Source organism: Novosphingobium sp. MMS21-SN21R (assembly GCF_031846015.1).
Classification (GTDB): Bacteria; Pseudomonadota; Alphaproteobacteria; order Sphingomonadales; family Sphingomonadaceae; genus Novosphingobium.
The window spans coordinates 235436-257221 of the sequence record NZ_JAVRDU010000003.1 but is presented as its reverse complement, the minus strand read 5'-3'; the positions used below and the strand labels follow the sequence as shown (position 1 = coordinate 257221).

The window sequence follows — 21786 nt, the reverse complement described above, 5'->3', positions numbered from 1 at the left end:
TCCGGTCAAGCCATTGGCCGCTGTGCGAACCACGCGATCGCGTCGGCAACCGTCCGGGATAACGGGCGTGGCTGCCAACCTAGCTCTTTGCGGGCCTTGGTGCTGTCCATTTCACGGAACACGTTGGCCAGAAATATTGCGTCGCCAGTGACCACCTGATCCCGGACCCCCAGAAACTTGCCTATCGCGCCAGCGATTGCGGCAATGCGATAGGCCAGCTTGTATGGGACAAACCGGGGAAGGGGCCGTCCGGTACAGGCAACAGCCATTCCAAACATCACACGGTTGCTGACAAATTCGTTGGCGATAATGTAGCGTTCGCCAACCCTTCCATGAACCTCTGCCAGAAGCGCGGCTTCGGCCACGTCGCGAATGTCTACGGTAGGCTGGCTTACATCGATGGCCACACGGACCTTGCCACATGCCACATCCCACAGCCCGCCGTTATGCGGAGTCGGCTGGAAATCCTGCGGCCCATATGTGTTGGCAACGCACAGGGCGATGCCGGGAAGGCCCTTGGACTTGCAGTACGCCAGCAGCCGGTTTTCAGCCTCAAGTCGTGCCTTGATATAGGGCGTCGCGCGGTCAATCCAGTTGAACGCGATCTCCTCTGTCACAGGACCATCAGGGTTCAGGCCGAGCGTGCCCATCGAACTCGTAAACACGAAACGTTCAACGTCGCAGGCCAGCGCCGCCTCCATGGCATTGACCAGCCCTTCGACATTATTGCGGAAAATCGGCGTCTGGTCAGTCAGCCAGAAGCGCGGATCGACCACGCTGTAAAAGACTGTCGCGCAGCCCTGCATTGCGGATCGCAAGGACGCAGGATCAAGCACGTCACCATGAACGATGTCCACCGTCAGGCCTTCAAGCGCAGCCACGCTGCTGGTCTTGCGCAGCAAAACCCGGACTTTGCGGCCACGCTCTACCAGCAGGCGCGCAATATGGCTTCCGACAAAACCGCTTGCCCCTGCGACAAGCACGGGGCGATCGTCGCGCTCGATCCTTGCTGAGCCGGTCGTCATTGCGACGGAGGCGTAAAATCAACGATCAGGCGGGTAAGCTTGCTCCGTGCAATCTTCCAGGTGCCATCCCGCCGGATATAGTGTTCGGCATAATGGCCATAGCCGGTAAGACTGGCCCCGCCCGGCCATATCAAGCGATCCTGCATGGCCCAGATACCATCGGCACAGTCACCTGAAATGGTAATCTCGGGCATGTGCACCTGATGCACGGTACTTGCGCCTTCCAGCGTCTGCCGAACCATCGCCACCGCTGCTGTGCGCCCCATGACCGGAGGCGGCCCGCCAGCTTCGGATGTATCAAGCACCAGGTCTTCTGTGAAAAGAGCGGCCCATTCATCCCACTGCGCGGTGTCCAGCAAACGGCAGTAGCGCGCCTTGAGTTCACAGATTGCAATGTGATCACGGATCAACTTGGCATCCACTGGCTTTGCATCTCCTCAGCGCAGTTTCATCACGCCGCCTGCCGCAGCGATCCCTGCAACAGTTCCGCCATCCACAAGCATATCGGTGCCGGTGATATAGCTTGCGGCAGGCGATGCGAGAAAGCTGACGACCGACGCGATTTCTTCAGCGATACCGGGCCGGCCAAGAGGCGTCACCGCGATCATCCTGTCCATTTCAGGCCCGGCTTGGCGCTCCAGGCGCGCCATATCGGTGTTGATGATCCCCGGTGAAAGCGAAACAATCCGGGCACCGGCTTTGCCAAAGGCGGGTGCCATGGCTTGCACATAAAGCTGCACGGCGCGCTTCGAAAGCGGATAGGCCATGCGCGGGCTGCGCAGCATCAACCGCGCGACAAGCCCGATCTGGCCTCGCAGCAACTTGCCCACAGCCCTGTCAATAAACGGACGTGCCAGAATCTGGCCGGAATTAGAGGCAATCAGGATGGCGACGCCGCTGGGCGCCATGAAAGGCAGAAGAGCTTCAACAAGCGCTTGGGTCGCGGTGAAATTGATCGCCAGCACACGCTTGCCATCGGCCATTGAGGGCGAAACACCGGCCGCATGAACCAGCGTTGCAATCTTGCTGCTCCCCAGCGCGGCCACGATCCGCGCCCGATAGGCTGGATCGCTGACGTCGCCCGCCAGCAACGACACGTGCGTCACTGCACCAAGTGAGGAGTTCAGAGCCTCCAGCGCATCGGCATTGAGGTCGCATAGAATCATGGGTTTGCCATCACGCGCAAAAGCTTCGGCGATGGCCCTGCCCATTCCGCCGGTCGCGCCCGTGATGACAACAAAACCTTCTGCAGGAACGCTCATCTTCTGGATACCTTCATGGATTTCGTACAAGTGCGGCTGCAATGGCCGCAGCCATGGCTTGCGCTCCGCGCAAGTTGGGATGGAACGACGTGCCTTGCGGGTCTTTCCAGCCATTGACCCAAGGTTCGGGGGAACACGCATTATGCGCGGCGCCCAAGTGTTCCATATCTACAAGCAAAGCCCCCGAGTCACGGGCCGCATCGCGCGTTGCTGCTGCGACTTCGTCGCCAACCTTGCGCATTGCGCCAGCCTCGGCTGCGGTAATGTTCAGCGCTGTGCAGGTTCCTTCCGGGGGAAGGATATTCAGATAAGTAACAAGCACGACGCGCGCTTCGGGCGCATGCTGGCGGATCCTTTGCACGACCGTTGCGAGATCCCGCCGCACCTTCCCGAAATCGCGAGGCCGTGCCAGATCGGGCGCGCCAAGAAGGCGTCCGGTCAGCCAGCCTGACAGTGACCCGTCTTCGCGCGCGGCAAGGGCCGATAGATCACCGACATAGCCAACATCGTTGCCGCCGCTGGTGATAGTGACAAGTTTCGTCGCGGGCGTGACTGCATCCAGTTGCGGGCGTTGGAAGTATTGGCCGCCATTCAGGATATGGGTGGTCGTTGCCGCCGAGCAGGTCGCATCGACAAGCGAAAGACCCAGCTTCGAAGCCAATTGGGCGGGGTAGCTGTTGATCGTTCTCATGCAGGCAAAGGGACTGTCAGGCGCGCGGTCGCCAAGCCCGATGCCGGCGGCGAACGAACTGCCCATTGCCACATAGAGCGGTTCCCCGGATGGCTGCCGCTTGCCCTGTACGACAAGCACGATAGTTCCGGCGGCGACAAGCAGCACGATCAGGCCGACGATGACAGCGCAGACCATGGCAGTGCGCCGAAGCCCAGAGCTTAAACGTACCATCACTTTCGTCCCTGCTGATTTTTAGCGCGACTGCGCACGACCAGACTTCGCGATCCATCTGGGGCTTCATTCATGCTTCGACTCCCAAAGTCATGTCTACATCTGTATACTTGTCTGGACGTATCAGCCAGAGCGGGATAGGTAAAGCAACGATGCCAATAGACACATTGCCAAGCGCCCCTGCCGCACGTGACGCTGCCCGAACCCGTGAGAACATCCTCAAGGCCGCGCAGAAGCTTTATGCGCACAAAGGCTACACCACCACCGGCGTACGCGAAGTCGCCGCAGAAGCAGGGGTAAACTTCACCCTGATCCGCCGCTATTTCGGTTCTAAGGAAGGCCTGTTTCGCGCAGCGGTTGAGGAGTTTCTCCAGATCAAGCCGTTCATTGCCGGGGATCGGTCAAGCTTTGGCCAGCGCTCTGTAGAAATTCTTGTGGTCGGGGAAACAGTGCCAAGTGCGCTTGCCATGATGATGCTGGCCACCGCAGATCCAGCAGCGCGCGCTTTGTGCAGCGATCTCATGCACGCACATATTGATCAGCCTTTGGCGCAATGGCTTGGCGGGCGCAACGCGCTGGCGCGGGCGGCGCAGATCAACATATTATGGATTGGCTATATGGCCGCGCGTCAGGTGCTGGCGCTGCCAGCGCTGGCCGAAGCTGATCTTGACCATTCCCGCCAATGGCTAGCGCAAGTGATCCAGCAAATCGTCGATCACGACGATTGATACAGGGCTGTCTCCGCACGCGTTCGCACCGGAGACAGCCTTGAATCTGCTAAAAGTGATTACTTGCCCGGAATTTTTGCAAGGTCTGCGTCGATGGCGTCAAGTGCTTCGGTCGAGATCTTGTCGCCGGCCATCTGCTGAAGCGCGCGCAAGGTTGCGCCCGCTGCCATGCTGATCGAAGGATTGTCGCTCAATTCAGGGATGTGCTTGTCGATGATGGCCTTTGCAGCAGGATCAGCGAGCAGCACACCGATTGTGGTTTCCTGCGTCGTATAATGCTTGACCGCAGGATTTGCGGCAGGCGCAGCTGGCTGTTCGGTTGTGTGGCCGTATCCCGGGCTGAAAACTGCAAGCGCCAGAATGGCTCCAACCAGAGTTCTGAATTTCATGACAATGCCTCTCAAACAGGATCGAAAATGGACGCATCAAAGGTGCGCGCAACCACTACATTGCACCTTGCTCAATGCATTATTTAGTTGGCTATTCCAGCTTGCGCAAGCTGCAGATTTTTCGGCACCGCGAAATGCTCAATACTCCAGGAAATCTGGCTCCGTATGCCGTTCCTCCCACACGATCAGCGCATCGAACGCCTCAACGGAACTCCCACGCACCCACAGTGGGTTAATCTCGAGCACAGCAAGACTTGGTCCAAGCGCAATGGCCGCGTTTGCGATGCCGACGATTGCCTCTGCCAGTTTTGCCGTGTCGATTGCCGAGGCTCCGCGATAGCCATCAAACAATCTCGCTGCTCGCAATGAGCGCAGCATGTCCTGCGCATCGGCGTCGGTGATCGGCAGCAGTCGCACAACGCTGTCGTTCAGAAGCTCGATCCACACCCCACCAAGGCCCACGGAAATCGCCAGGCCCCAATCAGGATCGCGGGTAATGCCGACGAAAAGCTCAAGTCCGCCCGATCGCATGGGTGATACGATCACGCCATCACACTGTGCATCGGGCCTTGCGCGAGCCACATCTGCGCAGATTTCTGTAAAGGCGCGCGCGGCATTGTCGGGGGTTATGCCAAGCTGCACCCCGCCAACTTCGGTCTTGTGCTCGATCTGCGCCGAGGCAATCTTTAACGCGGCCTTGCCGCCAAGTGCCTGCACGGCGGCGGCGGCATCAGCGCCGCTGGTCACGACAACCCCCGGCACAACCGGCACGCCATGTAATGACAAGTGCTCCAGCGCTGCACGCTCTCCGATTGGCCGGGGGATCGGTTGAAGAGGCGCGGCGGGTTCCGGCTCTGCCATGGACGCCGCAATCCGGGAGGACCAGCGCGCGAGATGACCCAAGGCGCGGGCGCCAAAATCCATGCCGAAGATGATGTCGGTCAGGCCGCTCGCCTGCGCCACTTGCTGCGCCTCCGGCCCCATCGGTTGAATTACCTGCGTGATAAGCAGGGGCCGCTTTCCTGCATCGCGATAGGCTTTGGCGATTACCGGCCAATGCGCTTCGCACGTCGCCATTTCTGGTTGGGTTCCGGGCATGGCAATCAGCGTGACGACCAGCCCGATGCCCGGATCATCGAACAGGATCGGCAAGGCGCGGGCCCACAAAGACGGGTCCTGCAAAACCGCTCCGGTCATATCCAGCGGATTGAGCGAGGCGGCGAACGAGGGCAGCAACTGGCGCAGTTTCACACATGTAGCAGGCGAAAATGGTGGTATCGGCACACCATGTTGCTGGGCAAGGTCGGCAAACATACCACACCCTCCACCCGATACCGATGCCAGCGCGATGCCGGGGCGTTCCAGCGGACCGCTGGCATCAACCAGCGCCGCTGTGACCATCATTTCCTCGATCGACCGCACACGGATAAGGCCAAGTTCATGGCACGCGGCATCGAATACCCGGTCATCGCCCACCAGCGCCCCGGTGTGAGCGCGGGCGACTTGTGCCGAAACCGGGCTTGACCCCACCTTGATCAGCACAATCGGCTTTCTGGCCACCAATGCGCGGCGCGCGGCCTTGCGCAGCCTTTCGGTATCGCCAACGGATTCCACATAAGCGGTGATGACCCGCGTCGCCGGATCATCGACCAGATAGTCGACCACATCGGCCAGCCCGACCATCGCTTCATTGCCCGTCGCGCAGACAAAGCTCAGGCCGATGCCCTGCTGATGCGCGAACTTGGCGATTTCATTGGCGACTGCGCCCGATTGCGAAACAATGGCAATGCCGCCCTTGATCACCGGGACGCGGGTGCCGATCGCCGTCGCCACTGCGCCGCTGGCAATATTGGCAAAGCCCAGCGAGTTCGGCCCGAAAAAGGTCACACCGCGCCGATGTGCTGTTGCCACCAGTTCACGCTGCAACGCCTCGCCTTGCGCGCCGGCCTCGGCAAAGCCGGAACTGAGCACGACCATGCTGGTGATACCGGCATCGGCGGCATCCTCCATTGCGCTGGCAACGGCTTGTGCCGGAACGAAAATGATCGCCGCTTGCACCGGATCGGCAATGTCACGGCAGGAACGATAGCCCGGCAGGCCATGTGCGCTCTTGCCTTCACGGTTCACCGCATGAAGCTGCCCCTGATGGCCGAAATCGCGGAACCGCCGCACGATCATATGGCTCCAGGTGGAGCGGTCTGACGCGCCGATCAAGGCAATGTCCGTGGCCGAAAACAGCCGGTCGAGCGCCGCGGACAGGCCTTCGCCGCCGGTCATGGCGCGGTCCAGATCAGCGCATCCCCCGCGCGCGCATTATGGCCAAGCTGGCCGACGGGTTCGGCTTTGCCATCGGTCAGAAATGCTAGCGACCGTGCATCATCGGGAGCCACTTTTGCGATGATGCGCGCGCCATCATCTGTGCGGGACAAGACAATGCCATACTGCGCCGCGCCATTCCGGTCATAGACCACGGTATACGTCTCGACCGGGAACTGGCCTTCACGCATATCGGTCAGCGGCGGGATCGGACCGCGCCGCGCATCGGCGATGGATTGCGCGTCATAGTCCTGCGGAAAGGCGATGTCGGGCAGGGGGCTGGCGGACAACACGATGCAATGGTTGTGTTCGCAAAAGCCACCATTGCCGAACAGGAACCCCGTGCCCCCGCCGTGGCGCAACTTGCGCACCATCGCGGCAATGGCGTGCGACATGTAATTGGCGACCGGTCCGCCCCCGAAGGTCAGGCCGCCATGCACCGTCACCGGCCGGTCAGCCGGCCAGCCCAGCACGCGCCGCGCCATTTTGGGCACGCATGGGAAACAGGAATAAAGCTCCACATGATCAAGGTCTGCAACGCCGATGTGATTGCGCACCAGCGTTTCCTCGATGGCGGTCTGCATCCCTGCAGGCGTGGTCCAGCCTGCCCTGTCCATTGCCTCATGCGGTTCATGCGCTGCTGTGCCAGCGCCGATGTGCACGATGCGGTCTTCGGCAATGCCTGCCTGTCTTGCCACGGCAAGGCTCGTTACGATCACCGCCGCGCCCTGATTGACCGAAGCATTGGCAATCATCAGTTTGGTATAGGGAAAGGCAATCGGACGGTTGTCCACAGACGGTACGATGATCTCGTCCGGTTGCTTGCTCTGGCGCAGCCACGCGCCCTCGGACTGGGCGGCAACAGCGGACATCCGTGACCAGATTGCGCCCGTTTCAGCCTGACCTTCGGCCAGTGACTGTCCCAATTCCGCGCGGGATGCATTTTCGTAAAGTGGATAGATCTCGGAAGGTTGCAGCAACCCATAGCGCCGCCGCAGCGCCGGTGCAGATTTTGCCGCGTTGGGGAACAACGGTTTGCCACTGCGCAACGCCGTGCGCATCGCCTCGGCGCCCACAATCGCGCAAACCGCCACTTCGCCTGCACCAATGGCATTGGCGGCATCGTTCAACAGGCGGACCGGCGTATCGCCAGATGGCACATCGGCTTGCCGAATATCGCCAAGTGCCATGCCGGTTGCCCCCGCCAGCGCTGCAGGCACGTCAATTTCGCTGAACGACAATTGCGGCACCACGAAAATGCGCGCGCATCTCTCCATCCAACCGCCGCCTGCATCGGCATTGGCAGCGGCCAGCGCGCCCAGCATCAATTGCACACTGTCCTGCCCGGCCTGATCGCCAAGCGGCCGGTCATTAACCTCGCCAACGCCAACAATAACCGGAATGCGCGATGGATCGCGTGACATACAATATTCCTTAAGCGCTTCGGGTTTCGAAGGTCAGGCGTCAGCCAGTGTCGCGGCCAGCTCTGCGGCGGGTTGCATTTGCCGTCCGCGCACAAGCCGTCCCGGCAAAACGCCGGTCGGCTGGTCATCGCGGGTGATGATCTGGCCCGAAACCAGCATAGCGCGATACCCGCTGGCCGTCTGGTCAAGCCGCCGCCCGCCACCGGGAAGGTCATCGACGATCTGCGCACCATGCAGCGTCAACCGGGCAAGGTCGATCACGTTGATGTCTGCCTTGTATCCCGGCGCAATCCGTCCGCGATCGTCAAGTCCGGCCAGCGCCGCCGGCTGCGTGGTCATGCGGCGCACGGCATCGCCGATCGTCAGCTTGCGGCCCTTGCGGTCACGCACCCAATGCGACAGCACGAACGATGGATAGCTGGAATCGCAGATCAGTCCGTAGTGCGCGCCGCCATCGCCCAGGCCCATGACGCAATCGGGATCATCGAAAAACGCGAACATGTGGTCAAGGCTGTCACCCGGCCAGTTGCCGAACGCGACATAGAGCATGCCCTTGCCATCGTTTTCAAGCAGCAGGTCATAGGCCACTTCATCAGGTGCACGGCCTTCGCGCGCGGCTCGTTCGGCAATGCTCGATCCCGGTTCCGGTTCGTAGCAAGGCGGATCGGTCAATTGGAACATCACGTCATATTGCCGCGTCAGCGCCGTCAGCGGCAGCAGTGCTTCGTCTGGATTGTCACCCAGAATGCGCGCTTTTACGTCAGGTTTGCGCAATTCCACCACGCGCTGCGCCAAGGGCAGATGTGCCAGCGCCTTGTAGGCAGGGGTGTTGACGAAGGGATTGCTTGTCAGATCGAAACTGGCCAGCATTCCGACCGGACGCGGAAAATATTGCGGATGGATCTTGGCGCCGCCTCTGGCATTGTGCTCTTGCGCCAACCGCAGCAGTTCACGCCAGAAATGCGGATTGTTTTTCCGTCCGGGCACCACGGTGAAGGTGATGGGCAGGCCCACCGCATCACTGACGCCCTTCATCAGCCCGAATTCCTGTTCCGGTGTCAGACCGGTCATGCCCAGTTCCGGGATCATCTGGATCAGCGTGCCGCCAGCATCCTTGACCGCCTGCGCCGCAGCCACGATTTCGGGCTCGCCGCTATCGAAGCTGGGGATGTATTCACCATCGTTGCGCCGGTCCACCGCCGTGCGGGACGTGGCAAAGCCCAGCGCGCCTGCTTCAACCGCCTCGCGGATGAGGCTGCCCATCTGTGCAAGGTCATCGCCGGTCGGCTCTTCCCGGTCGGCGCCGCGCGCACCCATGGCATAGACGCGAATGGGCGAATGGGGCGCAAATACCGCAATGTCGATGTCACGCGGCTTGGCCGCCAGCACGTCCATGAATTCGGGGAAGGTCTGCCAGTCCCAGGTCAGACCTTCCTTCATCACCACGCCGGGGATGTCTTCAACGCCTTCCATCGTGGCGCACAGCAGATCACGGTCTTCGGGGCGGCATGGCGCAAAGCCGACCCCGCAATTGCCCAGAATCACCGTGGTAACCCCGTGCGAGGATGACGGGTTCATCCGCTGCGACCACACCGCTTGTCCATCGTAATGGGTGTGCAGATCAATGAAGCCGGGCGTGACCAGCAAACCGGCAGCGTCAATCACTTCGCTGCTGGTGCCGTCAACTGTGCCAACCGCCTTGATGATGCCACCGGCAATGGCAACATCGGCCAGCACCGGTTCGGCGCCAGTGCCATCGACCACAAGACCGCCGCGAATGATGATATCATAGTGTGCCGTCATCGCATTCATCCTCTCGCCCCCGGTGCTTGTGTCCGGATCACGGTAATTCGGGCCCCGCCTTGCGACGAGGCCCTGCATTCATGTTTGTGCAGACTTTGCTTCGGCGCGTTCCAATGATTGCATGATGCCATCAATGATCGGCGGGTACGCATCGATGCCTTTTGCACGGCCATTGGCAATGGCGCATGCCTTGGCAACGTCAGCCGGACCATCATGGCCAGGCAGAACGTAAAGCCGCCCTTCGGCCACCGCATCGAATGTCTGGCGCGCCATATCCTGCGCGCTCATCGCGTGGCCACTGGCCACATGATTGCGCATCATCTGTTCCATTGCGCGCACCGTGCGGTTCTTGAACCTGCCACCTTCGCCCAGCGCCAATCCGGCAGGGCTGGCCTTCTCGGGCGACATGATATCGGTTTCGATGATCGTCGGCATGGCGATGGTCACGCCAATATTGCCAATGCCTTCGGCTGCCAGATCAAGATAGAGCGCCTCGGTCAGTGCCAGTGCTGCATGTTTGCTGGACGAATAGGACGTGTAGCCCGGATAGACGGTGATGGCCGCTGCCGACGCGATTGTCACAACGTGGCACGGATCGCCCTGCGCAATCATGCGCGGCACAAATGCACGTATGCCGTGGGCGATGCTTTTGACGTTAAGGTCAATGATCCAGTCCAGCTGTGCTTCGGGCGTTTCCCAAGCCAGACTGCCGACAAACGCACCGGCGTTGTTGATCAGCACATTGACCTTGCCGAACCGCGCAACCGTTGCTGCGGCCAGTGCCTCGACCTCGGCGCTTTTGGTGACGTCGGTTTGCACCGCCAGCACATCGCCACCCATCGCGGCAAGCGCGGCGCGGGCTTGTTCCAGAGCTGCTTCCCGGATGTCGGAGATGGCCACCGTCATGCCGCGCCGCACTGCCTCCTGGGCAAGCGCAAAGCCGATCCCGCCTGCTGCGCCAGTGATGGCAACGACTGATCCTGCAAGCTTCATCTCATTCATTCCCTGCCTTGGCGGGCACAAAGTTGAACCCGCTGTATCCTTCACTCACAATGCGTTCCACTCGTTCGACATAGCGATCAAGCCCGCCAATAAACATCAGGAAAACCCGCGGTTTTCCGGGCACATTTGCGCCCATGTACCAGCTGTCGGCCTTGGTATAGAGCGTTTGTTCGGCCATGCTTGCAACCTCGTGCGCCCAAGCGACTTGCGCGTCGTGATCGGCGTCTATCCGGACCAGGCCATTCATTTCCATGTGCGCAATGCAATCGACAATCCAGTCTACGTGATGTTCGATGGTTTGCAGCATGTTCGCCAGAACCGAAGGGCTGGACGGGCCATTGACAGTGAACATGTTGGGGAAACCCGATACCATCAGCCCAAGGTAGCTTTGTGGCCCTTGTGCCCAAGCATCTTTCAGACTGATGCCGCCAATCCCGGTCAGCCCCAGCGCAAACAGCGGGCCTGTTACCGCGTCAAAGCCGGTGGCAAAAACGATAAGGTCGAACGGATATTCACCGGCAGTCGTCTGAATGCCGGCAGGGGTGATCCGTTCAATCGGCGTTTCGCGCAGATCAACCAGATCCACATTATCGCGATTGAAGGTCGCGTAATATCCGGTGTCGAGGCACAAGCGCTTGGTGCCAAACGGGAAAGTTGTGGGCAGCAGCTTTTCGGCAAGCGCCGGGTCATTCACCGCTGCGCGGATCTTGTCATGGACAAATGCAGCGGCGGCGGCGTTGGAATCAGGATTGCTGCTGGTGTCATTGAACACAGATTGCAGCGCAAACGTGCCGAAATTCCACGCTTCTTCAAACTTTGCACGGCGCTCTTGTGCAGAAACCGACATGGCAGAAACGCCGGTATTGATCCGGGGCGGAACACCACCCTTCGTCATACGGTTTCGCTTGTGATGTGCAGCGTAATCGGCCCGCACTCGCGCTTCATAGGCCGGATCAATCGGGCCGTTGTGCGCAGGCACGCTGAAATTGGGGGTGCGCTGAAACACGGTCAGATGCGCCGAATCCTGGGCAAGCAAAGGGATGCACTGAATGCCAGACGATCCGGTGCCGATCACGGCCACATGCTTGCCTTTGACGTCAACCGGCTCCTTGGGCCAGTTGCCGGTCTGCACCCAACGGCCATTGAAGGTTTCAATGCCCTCAATCTCCGGCGCTTTGGGCACCGACAAGCCGCCAACAGCCGCCAGAAAATAGCGGCAGCGCACCGTGTCACCCCGGTCGGTCTTGACCACCCATTCGTTTGCAGCCTCTTCAAAATCAGCGGCGATGACTTTCGTATCGAACTGGTAATCGCGGCGCAGGTCAAAACGGTCGGCCACATAATTGGCGTATTTCAGGATCTCCGGCTGCGTGGCGAAGCGCTCGCTCCATTTCCATTCGGTCAGCAATTCGGGCGCGAAGGAATAGGAGTAATCGAGGCTTTCCACGTCACAGCGCGCACCGGGATAACAATTCCAGTACCATGTGCCGCCAACATCGGGCGCACCTTCAAAACCGAATGCCGTCAGCCCGATCTGGCGGAGTTTGTAATGCGCATAAAGCCCGGCAAAGCCTGCGCCAACCACAATAACGTCGACACGCCGCGGCACAGGTGGTCCGGCGCTTGTCGCGGCGTTCACATCACCCATGCCAACCTCTCCCAAAATACAAAGTCATTAACCGACAATCTCAATCCGCAGTCTCACTGCTGCTGACAAACTCCAGAAAGCTGTCGGCCAGAATCTCGATCATCTGCGGATGGGCCGAAACGCTTTCGGTTGTCACAGCGTGATTGCTTTGATCCAGAATTGTATAAAGCAGCAGCCACGCCCGCACATAACGCTTGCCACCATCGGGATCATCCGGCGCAGCCGCAAAAGCCGGGATTGTGCGCCCAAGCGCGGTAATCATGTCAAAGATGTACGGCCGCACTTCGGCCGAGAAATTGTCCTCAACCACATTGGCCTGGCTTAACACCCGGACAATCCCGCGCATTTCCCGGTTCAATTCAAAAAAATCAGCCAGCCATTGCACGACCGTTGCCCGATCCCGAAAATCGCGCGCGCCGATTGCGGTCAGACGTGGTCCCGCAATTTCGCCGGCCCGTTGAAACAGCTCCAGCGCAACGGCCGCCTTTGATGGAAAGTGGCGGTAGAACGTGACCCGGCTGACGCCGGCTTCGCTGGTAATATCCTCGACCGAAACGGCGGCATACCCCTTGCTGCAAAACAGGTTCGTTGCCGCAATCAACAGCCTATCGCGGTTGGTCTGCTTGCGCAGGTCATTATAGGCAAACAGGCCCGTCAGCTTTGAACTGCCGGTAAGCTTTGCACCAATCGACGGCTGACTTTTCACACCTTCGCTTGCCAACCGCCATCTCCCAGCTTGTTCCCGCGTATTTGCTCTGCCGGGCCAGCGTGTGAAACACCGTGTATCGTGTGAAGTGCCGGTCGTAAACCACTGCACTTGCAACCCGCGTGGCGTCACCCTCGCAGCCCTGCAAACGTGGCGCGGAGTTCATCGACAAACAACGCGGGCTGTTCAAACGCTGCAAAGCGGCCGCCACGCGCAAGTTCACCCCAATGGATCAGATTGGGAAACTTGCGCTCGGCCCAGGCGCGCGATGGCCGGATCATTTCGCCGGGAAAAATGCTGCACCCCACCGGCAGGTCCGTGCCGTGTACGGCAAAGTTCTGATAGCTTTCCCAATATAGCCGTGCCGAAGATGCCGCATTGCCCGGCAGCCAATACAGCATGATGTTGTCGAGAATTTCATCATAACCAAGCACGGACAGTGGATCACCGCCGCTATCGGTCCAGGCGATCATCTTGTCGAAAATCCACGCAGCCTGACCTGCCGGTGAATCCGTCAACCCATACCCCAGAGTCTGCGGGCGGGTGCGCTGAATGCTGGAATACCCGGTGCCTTCAACACTGAGGCGCTGCACATCGGCCAGCATCTGCTTCTCCTTGTCGGTCAAAAAGGGCAGATCTTCAGGCGCAGGTGTTGCAACGACGAAATTCAAATGGATGCCAGCCAGTTCCGGTGGCCGAATTTGCGCCATTGCCGACGTGATCGCAGCCCCCCTATCGCCACCCTGTGCCACGAACCGGGCATATCCCAGCCGCCGCATCAAATCGACCCACGCCTCCGCAATCCGTTCAACCGACCAGCCAGCGCGGGCAGGCCGGTCTGAAAAACCGTATCCGGGAAGGCTGGGCACCACCACGTGGAAGGCATCAGCGGCCTTGCCGCCATGCGCCACAGGATCAGTCAGAGGTCCGATCACCTTCAGGAATTCGATCACCGATCCCGGCAAGCCATGCGTCAGGATCAAGGGCAAGGCATCGGGGTTGGGGGATCTGACGTGCAGGAAATGAATGCCCAGCCCGTCAATCTCCGTGTGGAATTGGCCCAATGCGTTCAGGTGCGATTCGCACCGCCGCCAATCATAGGAATCATGCCAATAAGCGCACAACGCCTGCGCATCGGCCAAAGACACGCCTTGCTGCGCGCCGTCCACGGCCTCACGTTCAGGCCAGCGCGTTTGCGCGATGCGGCGCCGCAAATCCGCCAGTTCCGCTTCTGGAACGGCCAGTTGAAAAGGCGTGATGGCGTTAGACAAACCGCTTCTCCCGACAGGACGCTCTCGGGCGTCTTTACGCGCATTCTGACGCATGATACACAATGTTTCACAAGGCGCGCGCCTGTGCAATATGCAAGGACTGTGTTGATGAGCGATTTGGAGGTGCGAAAACTTCCCTTCAATTTCGATGGCGTGGAGTTTGACTGGCACCCCGGCAATCAGCCGTTCGGAATGATGATGAATGCCGTAACGTTCCAGGTTATCGGTTTTGAACATTACATGTGCAAAGCCATGCGCGATGCCGAAAAGTTTATCACCAATCCCGCCATCCTTGCCGAGGCACGCGCGTTCAATGCGCAGGAAATGGTGCATTCGCAGGCCCACAAAAAGCACATCAAAGCGCTGCTGACGCGTTATCCTGGTTTGCAAGAAGTGCTCGACGGCAGCGTTGCGCGCTATGACGAATTGTACAAGAACGAGGATCTGCACTTCCATCTGGCCTATGCTGCCAATATCGAAGCCACGTTCACGCCACTGTTCGGCACGATCATCGAACACCGCGAAGCCTTGTTTGGTGGTGGCGATCCCCGCATCACCGCACTCATGCTATGGCATTTCTGTGAAGAGATCGAACATCGCAGCTCGGCGATCACGGTCTACAACCATGTGGTCGGCAGCCGCTTCTATCGGATGAAGCAGTTGGGCAAGGTGCTGCGTCACATAAAGTCCGACGTCGAAGCGATCCATGCCGGATTTGCCAAACACGTACCGGGCGCACCAACTTGTGGCACCAAAGGCGCATTTGCCCGTATTCCGGCATGGCCCACGTTCAGGATGATCGCCGGTATCATCGGCTCGCAAATGCCGTGGCACAATCCTGAACGCGGGCATGTTCCGGCCTATTACAAGGCTTGGCGGAGCCGCTATGAAGGCGGGGCCGACATGACCAGCGAACACTTGCTAGCGCACAATCCCGTTCCTGCCTGATAATCGTCGAAGTATCAGAGGTGCAAAGCAGCACCCGATTGCCTGATTTGGGAGAGATGATGAGCCGCCACCTGGTTGACCCCGAACTTGTCGCGGGCATCGACGGACCGTTGACGCAAGCCATCACCAACGAAACCCTGCCGCAGTACCGGGTGATGCTGGAACAGATGGTCGCGGCTATCCCCAAGCCCACGTCCGAAGCATTGCGGAACGTCCAGTGCGATGTGCGGCACATTCCCGGCCCCGCCGGATCGCCTGACGTATCGGTTCTGGTCTATACGCCAGCGAACCGCAGCGATGCGGCCCGACCTGCAATTCTGCACGTCCACGGCGGCGGCATGGTCAGCGGCAGCGCTGAAATGAGCGACCCCAACAGCCGCGCCTATGCGGTTGAGATGGATTGCGTGGTTGTATCGGTAAACTACCGGCTAGCCCCCGAAACGCGGTTCCCCGGACCGGTTGAAGATTGCTATGCCGCACTGCTGTGGCTGCATGGCGCAGCCGAGGAACTGGGCGTCAATCCAACCCGCATCATTGTGGCTGGCGAAAGCGCAGGGGCAGGGCTTGCCGCTGCGCTGTGCCTGCTTACCCGCGATCGCGGAACGGTGATGCCTTGCTTCCAATATCTGGCCGAACCCATGCTCGATCATCGCAGCCCAGCCAGCGACCACCCGCATACAGGCCACTTTGGCTGGACGCATGCACACAACCGTTTTGGCTGGGACGCATTGCTGGGCGATATGGACCGCAGCGCCGTGCCCGGCCACGCATCGCCTGCCATGGCTGAAGACTTGTCGGGCCTGCCGCCGACTTACATTCATATCGGCGCGATTGATCTGTTCCTCGAAGAATCGCTTGAATACGCGCGCCGCCTGACGCGGGGAGGGGTGCCGGTGGAGCTGCACGTCTGGCCCGGCGCATTCCATGCCTTTGGCGTTTATGACGCACACGTCTCACGCGAAGCACGGCGTGTGGCACGCACGGCCATAAGGCGAGCATTGAACGGTGGTGAAGCATGAACAAGACCATCCGGATCGGAGCGGCCACGGCGTTCTTCAATGACAGTCGCATGGGTATCGCCCAGTTGCTGGCCAAGGCTGAGCGGCTCGATTACATCATCTTCGACTTTCTGGCAGAATCCGTGATGGGCGGACTTGGGCGCGGACTTGCTGCGGGAACTGGTTCCGGCTTCGCCACCGATTTCGTCCACGGCTATATCGCCCCGCATCTGCCAACCCTGCTGGACCGGCGCACCCGCATCGTTGCCAATGCAGGCGGGTTGAACCCTGCCGCTTGCGCCGATGCCATCCGCGCGGCGGCGGACAAAGCAGGCCTCAAAGTACGCGTGGGCGTTGTCGAAGGCGATAATCTGACCGAACGCGCGTCCGAATTTATCGATGCTGCCACGGCAGACATGTTTGACGGCACATCAGTCCAGGAAAAGCTGCAATCAGCCGACCGCCTGAACAGTCTTGTCGCCTATACCGGCGCTTTCCCGATTGCAGCGGCACTGGCAGCGGGCGCAGATATCGTGGTGACAGGCCGCGCCGTGGACAGCGCGCTGGCGCTTGGCCCGCTGATCCATGAATTCGGCTGGGGGCCTGACGATTTCGACCTGCTTGCCGCAGGCACGCTGGCGGGACATTTGCTGGAATGTTCAGCGCAAGTCACCGGCGGCACCTTCACCGATTGGCGCGATGTTCCCGATTGGGCAGGAATCGGCATGCCAGTGGGCGAATGTCGCGCTGATGGCAGCCTGATCGTGACCAAACCCGAAGGCACCGGCGGACTGGTTTCGGTCGGCACTGTATCGGAACAACTGCTTTACGAAGTCAGCGATCCGCAGCGCTATTACGTGGCCGACGTGATCTGCGACTTTTCCGATGTGAAGCTGGTGCAACTCGGCCCAAACCGGGTTGAGGTAAGCGGCGCGCGCGGACTTGGCCGGACCGATACCTACAAGGCCAGCATGACGTACGATCAGGGCTGGCGCGCCACGGCCACGCTTCCGATCATCGGCCTTGAAGCGGCGGCCAAGGCAAAACGCACCGGCGAAGAGCTGTTTGCGCGCGCCAATACGATGCTGCGTGACAGCCAGTTGCCGCCGTTTGAACGGACCCGCTGCGATGTTTTCGGCGGTGAGGGCAGCGGCCCCACGACTGCAATATGCCGCATTGTTGCCGATCACGCAGATCAGGAAGGCGCACAACTGCTGGTGCGCGAACAAGGGTCTGCCATCAGCCACATGTCGGTGGGCACGACGCTGGGCCTTGGCGCGGCGGTAAGGCCGGTACAGCGGATAGCCGGTTTCCTGTTGCCGAAATCTGCCGTTTCACAACGCGCCACAGTTGAAGGGCAGCCGGTTGCCTTTGCTGTTCCCACCGATGCCAAAGCGGCCCCGCGGCCCATTTCAATGCCGGCCATGCCAGCGCCTGCGCAAGATGCAGACCCTGCGCTTTGTGTGCCACTGATCAAGCTGGCATGGGCCAGAAGCGGCGATAAGGGCAATCTGTTCAACGTCGCGGTCATCGCGCGCGATGCGGCTTTCCTGCCCTATATCGCTGCTGCACTGACACAGAAGAGCGTCGGGGAACACTATGGCCGCGTATTGGGGCAGGGCGGCCCATTTTGCGTGGAACTGTTCAGCGTTCCGGGCTTGTCAGCGTTGAATTTTGTCGTGATGAATTCGATGGAAGGCGGCGTCCTTGCTTCAACCTGGATTGATCCGGTGGCAAAAGGCATGGCGCAACTGCTTCTGGATTATCCTGTCGCGGTCAGTCCGGCCCTTTACCATGGGCTGCATGATGGACATTCAAAATAGCTCTGGTGTGCAATGCGATCATGTCCTTGATCCAGGCCAGTCGCTCAGGCGTGATGTCCCATCCGTCCTGGGCCAAGCGATTGCGGCGCAAGTACATGTTGGTAAGCTGCCCGTTGATAAGCCCGGCAATTCTGGCCGCAGATTGTTCATCCAACTGACTGCTGCTGATCTTCATGATCATGCGGGCAAAGCAGGTGCCCATCTGCAGAATGGCCGTTTCATCGCCCGATAGCGCGCTTTCCCCGCCTGCCGAGGGCAGGTCATGGCGGATGACCATAAGCGCCGCCGTTCCGGCATCGTCTGCAATCATGGCATCGACCATGGCGGCTTGCAGCGCGCAGAAGGTATCAATCAGCCGTACGGCGTCTGTCTGCACATCGGCAAGCAGCGTTTCGGCGCTTTCAAACGCCGCTTCCATCCGGTGGAATATCCTTTTCTGCACCCGTTCAAGGCTGGCAATGTAAAGCCCCTGCTTGTTGACGAAGTAATACCGCAAGGACGCCTGCGGGACTGCCGCCGCTGCTGCAATCTGCCGTGTGGAAACGCTGTCGAACCCCAGATTACCGAACAGTTCAATGGCCATATCAAGGATGCGGGCGCGGGTTTCCTCGCCTCTGGGGTAGGGTGCTTCAACTTTGCGTCGCATGCCAGACATTCTCCTGTTGCGGCCAGCTGTCGCCAAGTTTCCAAAAGCATTGGAGCCGCGCCGGAATGGCGGATCGATAAAAATTGTTCAATTGAATTATATCTCGTTGAAACATCCCGATATCCAAACTATGCCACAACCAGCACCACGGGCCAGCACCACGGGGGCGAAGCCCACGTAAAGGTGATCCGAACAATGACCGGAGAGGGTATGCCGATTCCCACGATTTCTGCACCAAGCGCTTCTGCCTTGCGCCGGATTGCCACCACGTTTGCCCTGCTTTGCTCGGTATCTGCGCAAGCCCAGACAGCAGCGCCCGTAGCGCCTGCGGCACCGGCTGCATCCACACCTGTCGCCCCGGCTGCACCTGCCGCTCTTGGCCCGCTTGGAGAGCTGACCGTCAAGGTCGATCAACCCGGCGCGGTCATCAATCGCGACATCTTCGGCCAGTTTGCCGAGCATCTTGGTAACGGCATTTACGGCAGCATCTGGGTAGGCAAGGAATCACGCATTCCCAACGTGCGCGGTGTCCGCAGCGACGTGGTGAGCGCGCTCAAAGCCATCAAGGTGCCGGTCGTGCGCTGGCCGGGCGGCTGCTTTGCCGATGAATACCACTGGCGCGATGCGATCGGCCCCGTGGCCAAGCGCAAGACCACTGTCAATTCGGTGTGGGCTGGCGCGGTTGAACCCAACACCTTTGGTACGCATGAATTCATGGACTTTGCCGAACAGATCGGTTCGGAAGCCTATATTTCGGTCAATGTCGGATCAGGCACGGTGCAGGAAGCGGCAGATTGGGTGGAATACATGACCGCCGTGGCGCCCGCTTCGGCTGCCAAGGAACGCGCTGCCAATGGCCGCAAAGCCCCTTACAAGGTCAAGTATCTGGGCATCGGCAATGAAATGTGGGGTTGTGGCGGGCCGTACACTGGTGAAGAATACGTCACCAAGATGAAGACGTTTGCGCATTTCGTGCACAACTACAATCCTGCGCAGGCCGCGCCGAAAATTGATTTCTCGCTGATCGCCAAGGATCTGATGGCTGGCAAGCCGATGGATTCATTGCCCAGCAACCCCGAAGGCATGAAATTCGTTGCCGCAGGGCCGAACAGTGCCGATCCGTCCTATACCGAAGTGATCATGAAGGCGTGGAAGACACGCAGCCCGATCTATTGGGACATCAACGGCATTTCGCTGCACCAGTACACCTGGGGATCGTTACCGTTCAACGAACCTGCCGAAGGCTTCGGCGAAAAGGAATATGCAACCGTCCTGATGCAGTCGCAATGGATGGACCGCACCGTGACCAAGCATTCTGCGATCATGGACAAATATGATCCCAAGAAGCACGTGGCGCTGGTGGTTGATGAATGGGGTGTCTGGCTGAAGCCGAAGGAAGGCACCGAACAGATGTTCCTGATCCAGCAGAACTCGCTGCGTGACGGGATGGCTGCTGCGATCAATCTGAACATCTTTGCCCGTCATGCAGACCGTGTGCGCATGACCAACATCGCCCAGATGGTGAACGTGTTGCAGGCCATGATCATGACCGAAGGGCCAAAAATGGTCCTGACGCCAACCTACCACGTCTACAAGATGTACGTGCCGTTCCAGGATGCCACGCTCCTGCCGGTCACATTCAACGCCGGTGAATACAAGTTCGACAAGATCACCCTGCCCAAGGTCGATGCGCTGGCCGCGCGCGGCAAGGACGGCAAGGTGTGGCTGGCACTGGTCAACCTTGATCCTAACGCAGAATCGGTGGTGAAAGCCAACGTCCCCGGCGTGTCGGCAAGCCGTGCGGAAGGCGAAGTGCTGACTGCGCCGAGTTTCGCCAGCGTCAACACCTTTGACGCACCAGCCACAGTTGCACCCAAGCCGGTTGCGGCAACGGCTCGCAATGGCGTCGTGTCACTGACTTTGCCGCCCCACTCGGTCACCGTTGTCCGGCTCGAGCCATAAAAAATTGGCCCCAAACGATAAGATGAGAGGCTGACCGGAATGAAGAAGCCAAGACTTGGCGTGCTGGGTGCTGCGCTTATGTTCAGCATGGTGCCCGCAGTCCGTGCGGCAGCCGAAACCGCCGCCCAACCGGGCAATGCACCATCATGCTCGGCGGACAATGCCAGCGCCAATCCGGACCTCGAACTCATCAACAAGATGGGTATAGAGCCGCGCAAGATCGGCAATCTTGGTGAATTTATAGCTGCATTGCCACCGGGGGCGATGGCGCGACTGGGCGAATTGCAGAAGTCGGCGGCAGAGCAGCGGGCAAAGGATTGGCCCAATCTCTGCCGTTACCAGCAAGAAAATGATCAAGTTCAGGCCAGCGGGTTATGGCCGAAGGTCATCTTTCTGGGTGATTCAATCACAGAGAATTGGAAGCTGGGCGATCCCGCGCTGTTCGATGCAACGACAATCAATCGCGGCATCGGCGGCCAGACCACCTCTCAAATCCTCCTGCGCTTCTATCAGGATGTCGTCGCTTTGCGGCCCCGCGTGGTACACATCATGGCCGGGGTGAACGATATCCTGGGCAACACCGGCCCGACGTCTGATCAGGCGATAGTCAACAATATCCGCGCAATGATCGACATGGCCAAGGCCAACGGCATCCGCGTGGTGCTGGCGGCGATGACTCCATCCAAGACATTCATGGCACGACCGACCGAAGACCTGCGTCCGCGGATCGCTGCGGTGAACAGTCGCCTGATGCAACTGGCGGCGCAGCAACGCGTCGTCTTTATCGACTACACGCCGATGCTTGCTGACAAAGAAGGGGCATTCGCCGCGGCGCTGGCCAACGATGGTCTGCATCCCAATCGCGATGGCTACGCTTTGATGCGGCCATTGTTGACCAAAACACTCGCCCGCGTGGCGAACTAGGAGACCA

At 59.8% G+C, this 21786-nt stretch carries 19 protein-coding genes; 6 read left to right on the top strand and 13 right to left on the bottom strand.

Features of this window, described 5'->3' with window-relative positions:
- Positions 1-5: 5 nt before the first annotated feature.
- The 4 genes from RM192_RS17430 to RM192_RS17415 are packed head-to-tail and all read right to left on the bottom strand — an operon-like array spanning position 6 to position 3155.
- A complete protein-coding gene (locus tag RM192_RS17430) occupies positions 6-1025 on the bottom strand; it encodes an NAD-dependent epimerase/dehydratase family protein (protein WP_311508912.1) in 1020 nt (339 codons plus the stop codon).
- On the bottom strand, positions 1022-1447 hold the full coding sequence (locus RM192_RS17425) for a nuclear transport factor 2 family protein (RefSeq protein ID WP_311508911.1): 426 nt from the start codon (positions 1445-1447) through the stop codon (positions 1022-1024). The genes RM192_RS17430 and RM192_RS17425 overlap by 4 nt, the downstream gene beginning before the upstream one ends.
- A 15-nt stretch (positions 1448-1462) precedes the next feature.
- Positions 1463-2287: an SDR family oxidoreductase gene (locus RM192_RS17420; protein ID WP_311508910.1), complete on the bottom strand. Its 825-nt coding sequence runs from the start codon at positions 2285-2287 to the stop codon at positions 1463-1465.
- 13 nt (positions 2288-2300) lie between these two features.
- Positions 2301-3155 carry an SGNH/GDSL hydrolase family protein gene (locus RM192_RS17415; protein ID WP_311508909.1) on the bottom strand — a complete coding sequence of 285 codons (855 nt, stop codon included), beginning with the start codon at positions 3153-3155 and terminating at the stop codon, positions 2301-2303.
- Between the two features lie 188 nt (positions 3156-3343).
- Between RM192_RS17415 and RM192_RS17410 the strand changes: the two genes are divergently transcribed.
- Entirely contained in the window at positions 3344-3919 is a 576-nt protein-coding gene (locus RM192_RS17410) for a TetR family transcriptional regulator (RefSeq protein WP_311508908.1), read from the top strand.
- Positions 3920-3978: 59 nt separating this feature from the next.
- On the opposite strand, the gene RM192_RS17405 is transcribed toward RM192_RS17410, so the two are convergent.
- The 8 genes from RM192_RS17405 to RM192_RS17370 all read right to left on the bottom strand — a co-directional run bounded on the left by RM192_RS17405 (position 3979) and on the right by RM192_RS17370 (position 14532).
- On the bottom strand, positions 3979-4308 hold the full coding sequence (locus tag RM192_RS17405; protein WP_311508907.1) for a hypothetical protein: 330 nt from the start codon (positions 4306-4308) through the stop codon (positions 3979-3981).
- Between the two features lie 138 nt (positions 4309-4446).
- Positions 4447-6585 carry an acetate--CoA ligase family protein gene (locus RM192_RS17400; protein ID WP_311508906.1) on the bottom strand — a complete coding sequence of 713 codons (2139 nt, stop codon included), beginning with the start codon at positions 6583-6585 and terminating at the stop codon, positions 4447-4449.
- Positions 6582-8048, bottom strand: a complete 1467-nt coding sequence (locus RM192_RS17395; RefSeq protein ID WP_311508905.1) for an acetyl-CoA acetyltransferase — start codon at positions 8046-8048, stop codon at positions 6582-6584. Before RM192_RS17395 ends, RM192_RS17400 begins: the two co-directional genes overlap by 4 nt.
- 33 nt (positions 8049-8081) lie before the next feature.
- Positions 8082-9851: an amidohydrolase family protein gene (locus RM192_RS17390; RefSeq protein WP_311508904.1), complete on the bottom strand. Its 1770-nt coding sequence runs from the start codon at positions 9849-9851 to the stop codon at positions 8082-8084.
- 78 nt (positions 9852-9929) lie between these two features.
- Complete coding sequence (locus RM192_RS17385) at positions 9930-10844, bottom strand: SDR family NAD(P)-dependent oxidoreductase (RefSeq protein WP_311508903.1); 915 nt, start codon at positions 10842-10844, stop codon at positions 9930-9932.
- A 1-nt stretch (position 10845) separates the two neighbouring features.
- A complete protein-coding gene (locus RM192_RS17380) occupies positions 10846-12501 on the bottom strand; it encodes an NAD(P)/FAD-dependent oxidoreductase (RefSeq protein WP_311508902.1) in 1656 nt (551 codons plus the stop codon).
- A 40-nt stretch (positions 12502-12541) separates the two neighbouring features.
- Complete coding sequence (locus RM192_RS17375) at positions 12542-13222, bottom strand: TetR/AcrR family transcriptional regulator (RefSeq protein WP_311508901.1); 681 nt, start codon at positions 13220-13222, stop codon at positions 12542-12544.
- 113 nt (positions 13223-13335) lie between these two features.
- The gene (locus RM192_RS17370; protein WP_311508900.1) at positions 13336-14532 is read right to left on the bottom strand and encodes an epoxide hydrolase; all 1197 of its coding nucleotides are present in this window, start codon (positions 14530-14532) and stop codon (positions 13336-13338) included.
- Between the two features lie 54 nt (positions 14533-14586).
- On the opposite strand from RM192_RS17370, the gene RM192_RS17365 reads away from it, so the two are divergent.
- The 3 genes from RM192_RS17365 to RM192_RS17355 are packed head-to-tail and all read left to right on the top strand — an operon-like array spanning position 14587 to position 18247.
- Positions 14587-15426 (top strand): metal-dependent hydrolase, encoded by an 840-nt coding sequence (locus tag RM192_RS17365; protein WP_311508899.1) that lies wholly within the window; start codon positions 14587-14589, stop codon positions 15424-15426.
- A gap of 59 nt (positions 15427-15485) precedes the next feature.
- Positions 15486-16445, top strand: coding sequence for an alpha/beta hydrolase (locus RM192_RS17360; RefSeq protein ID WP_311508898.1), 960 nt, complete (start codon positions 15486-15488; stop codon positions 16443-16445).
- Positions 16442-18247, top strand: a complete 1806-nt coding sequence (locus RM192_RS17355) for an acyclic terpene utilization AtuA family protein (protein WP_311508897.1) — start codon at positions 16442-16444, stop codon at positions 18245-18247. The genes RM192_RS17360 and RM192_RS17355 overlap by 4 nt, the downstream gene beginning before the upstream one ends.
- On the opposite strand, the gene RM192_RS17350 is transcribed toward RM192_RS17355, so the two are convergent.
- Entirely contained in the window at positions 18201-18893 is a 693-nt protein-coding gene (locus RM192_RS17350) for a TetR family transcriptional regulator (RefSeq protein ID WP_311508896.1), read from the bottom strand. The two genes, RM192_RS17355 and RM192_RS17350, sit on opposite strands and share 47 nt — an antisense overlap.
- A gap of 195 nt (positions 18894-19088) precedes the next feature.
- Here RM192_RS17350 and RM192_RS17345 point away from each other — a divergent pair, with 195 nt between their 5' ends.
- Both RM192_RS17345 and RM192_RS17340 read left to right on the top strand, forming a co-directional pair.
- Positions 19089-20855 carry an alpha-L-arabinofuranosidase C-terminal domain-containing protein gene (locus tag RM192_RS17345; RefSeq protein ID WP_311508895.1) on the top strand — a complete coding sequence of 589 codons (1767 nt, stop codon included), beginning with the start codon at positions 19089-19091 and terminating at the stop codon, positions 20853-20855.
- 60 nt (positions 20856-20915) lie between these two features.
- Entirely contained in the window at positions 20916-21779 is an 864-nt protein-coding gene (locus tag RM192_RS17340) for a GDSL-type esterase/lipase family protein (protein WP_311508894.1), read from the top strand.
- Positions 21780-21786: the final 7 nt, after the last annotated feature.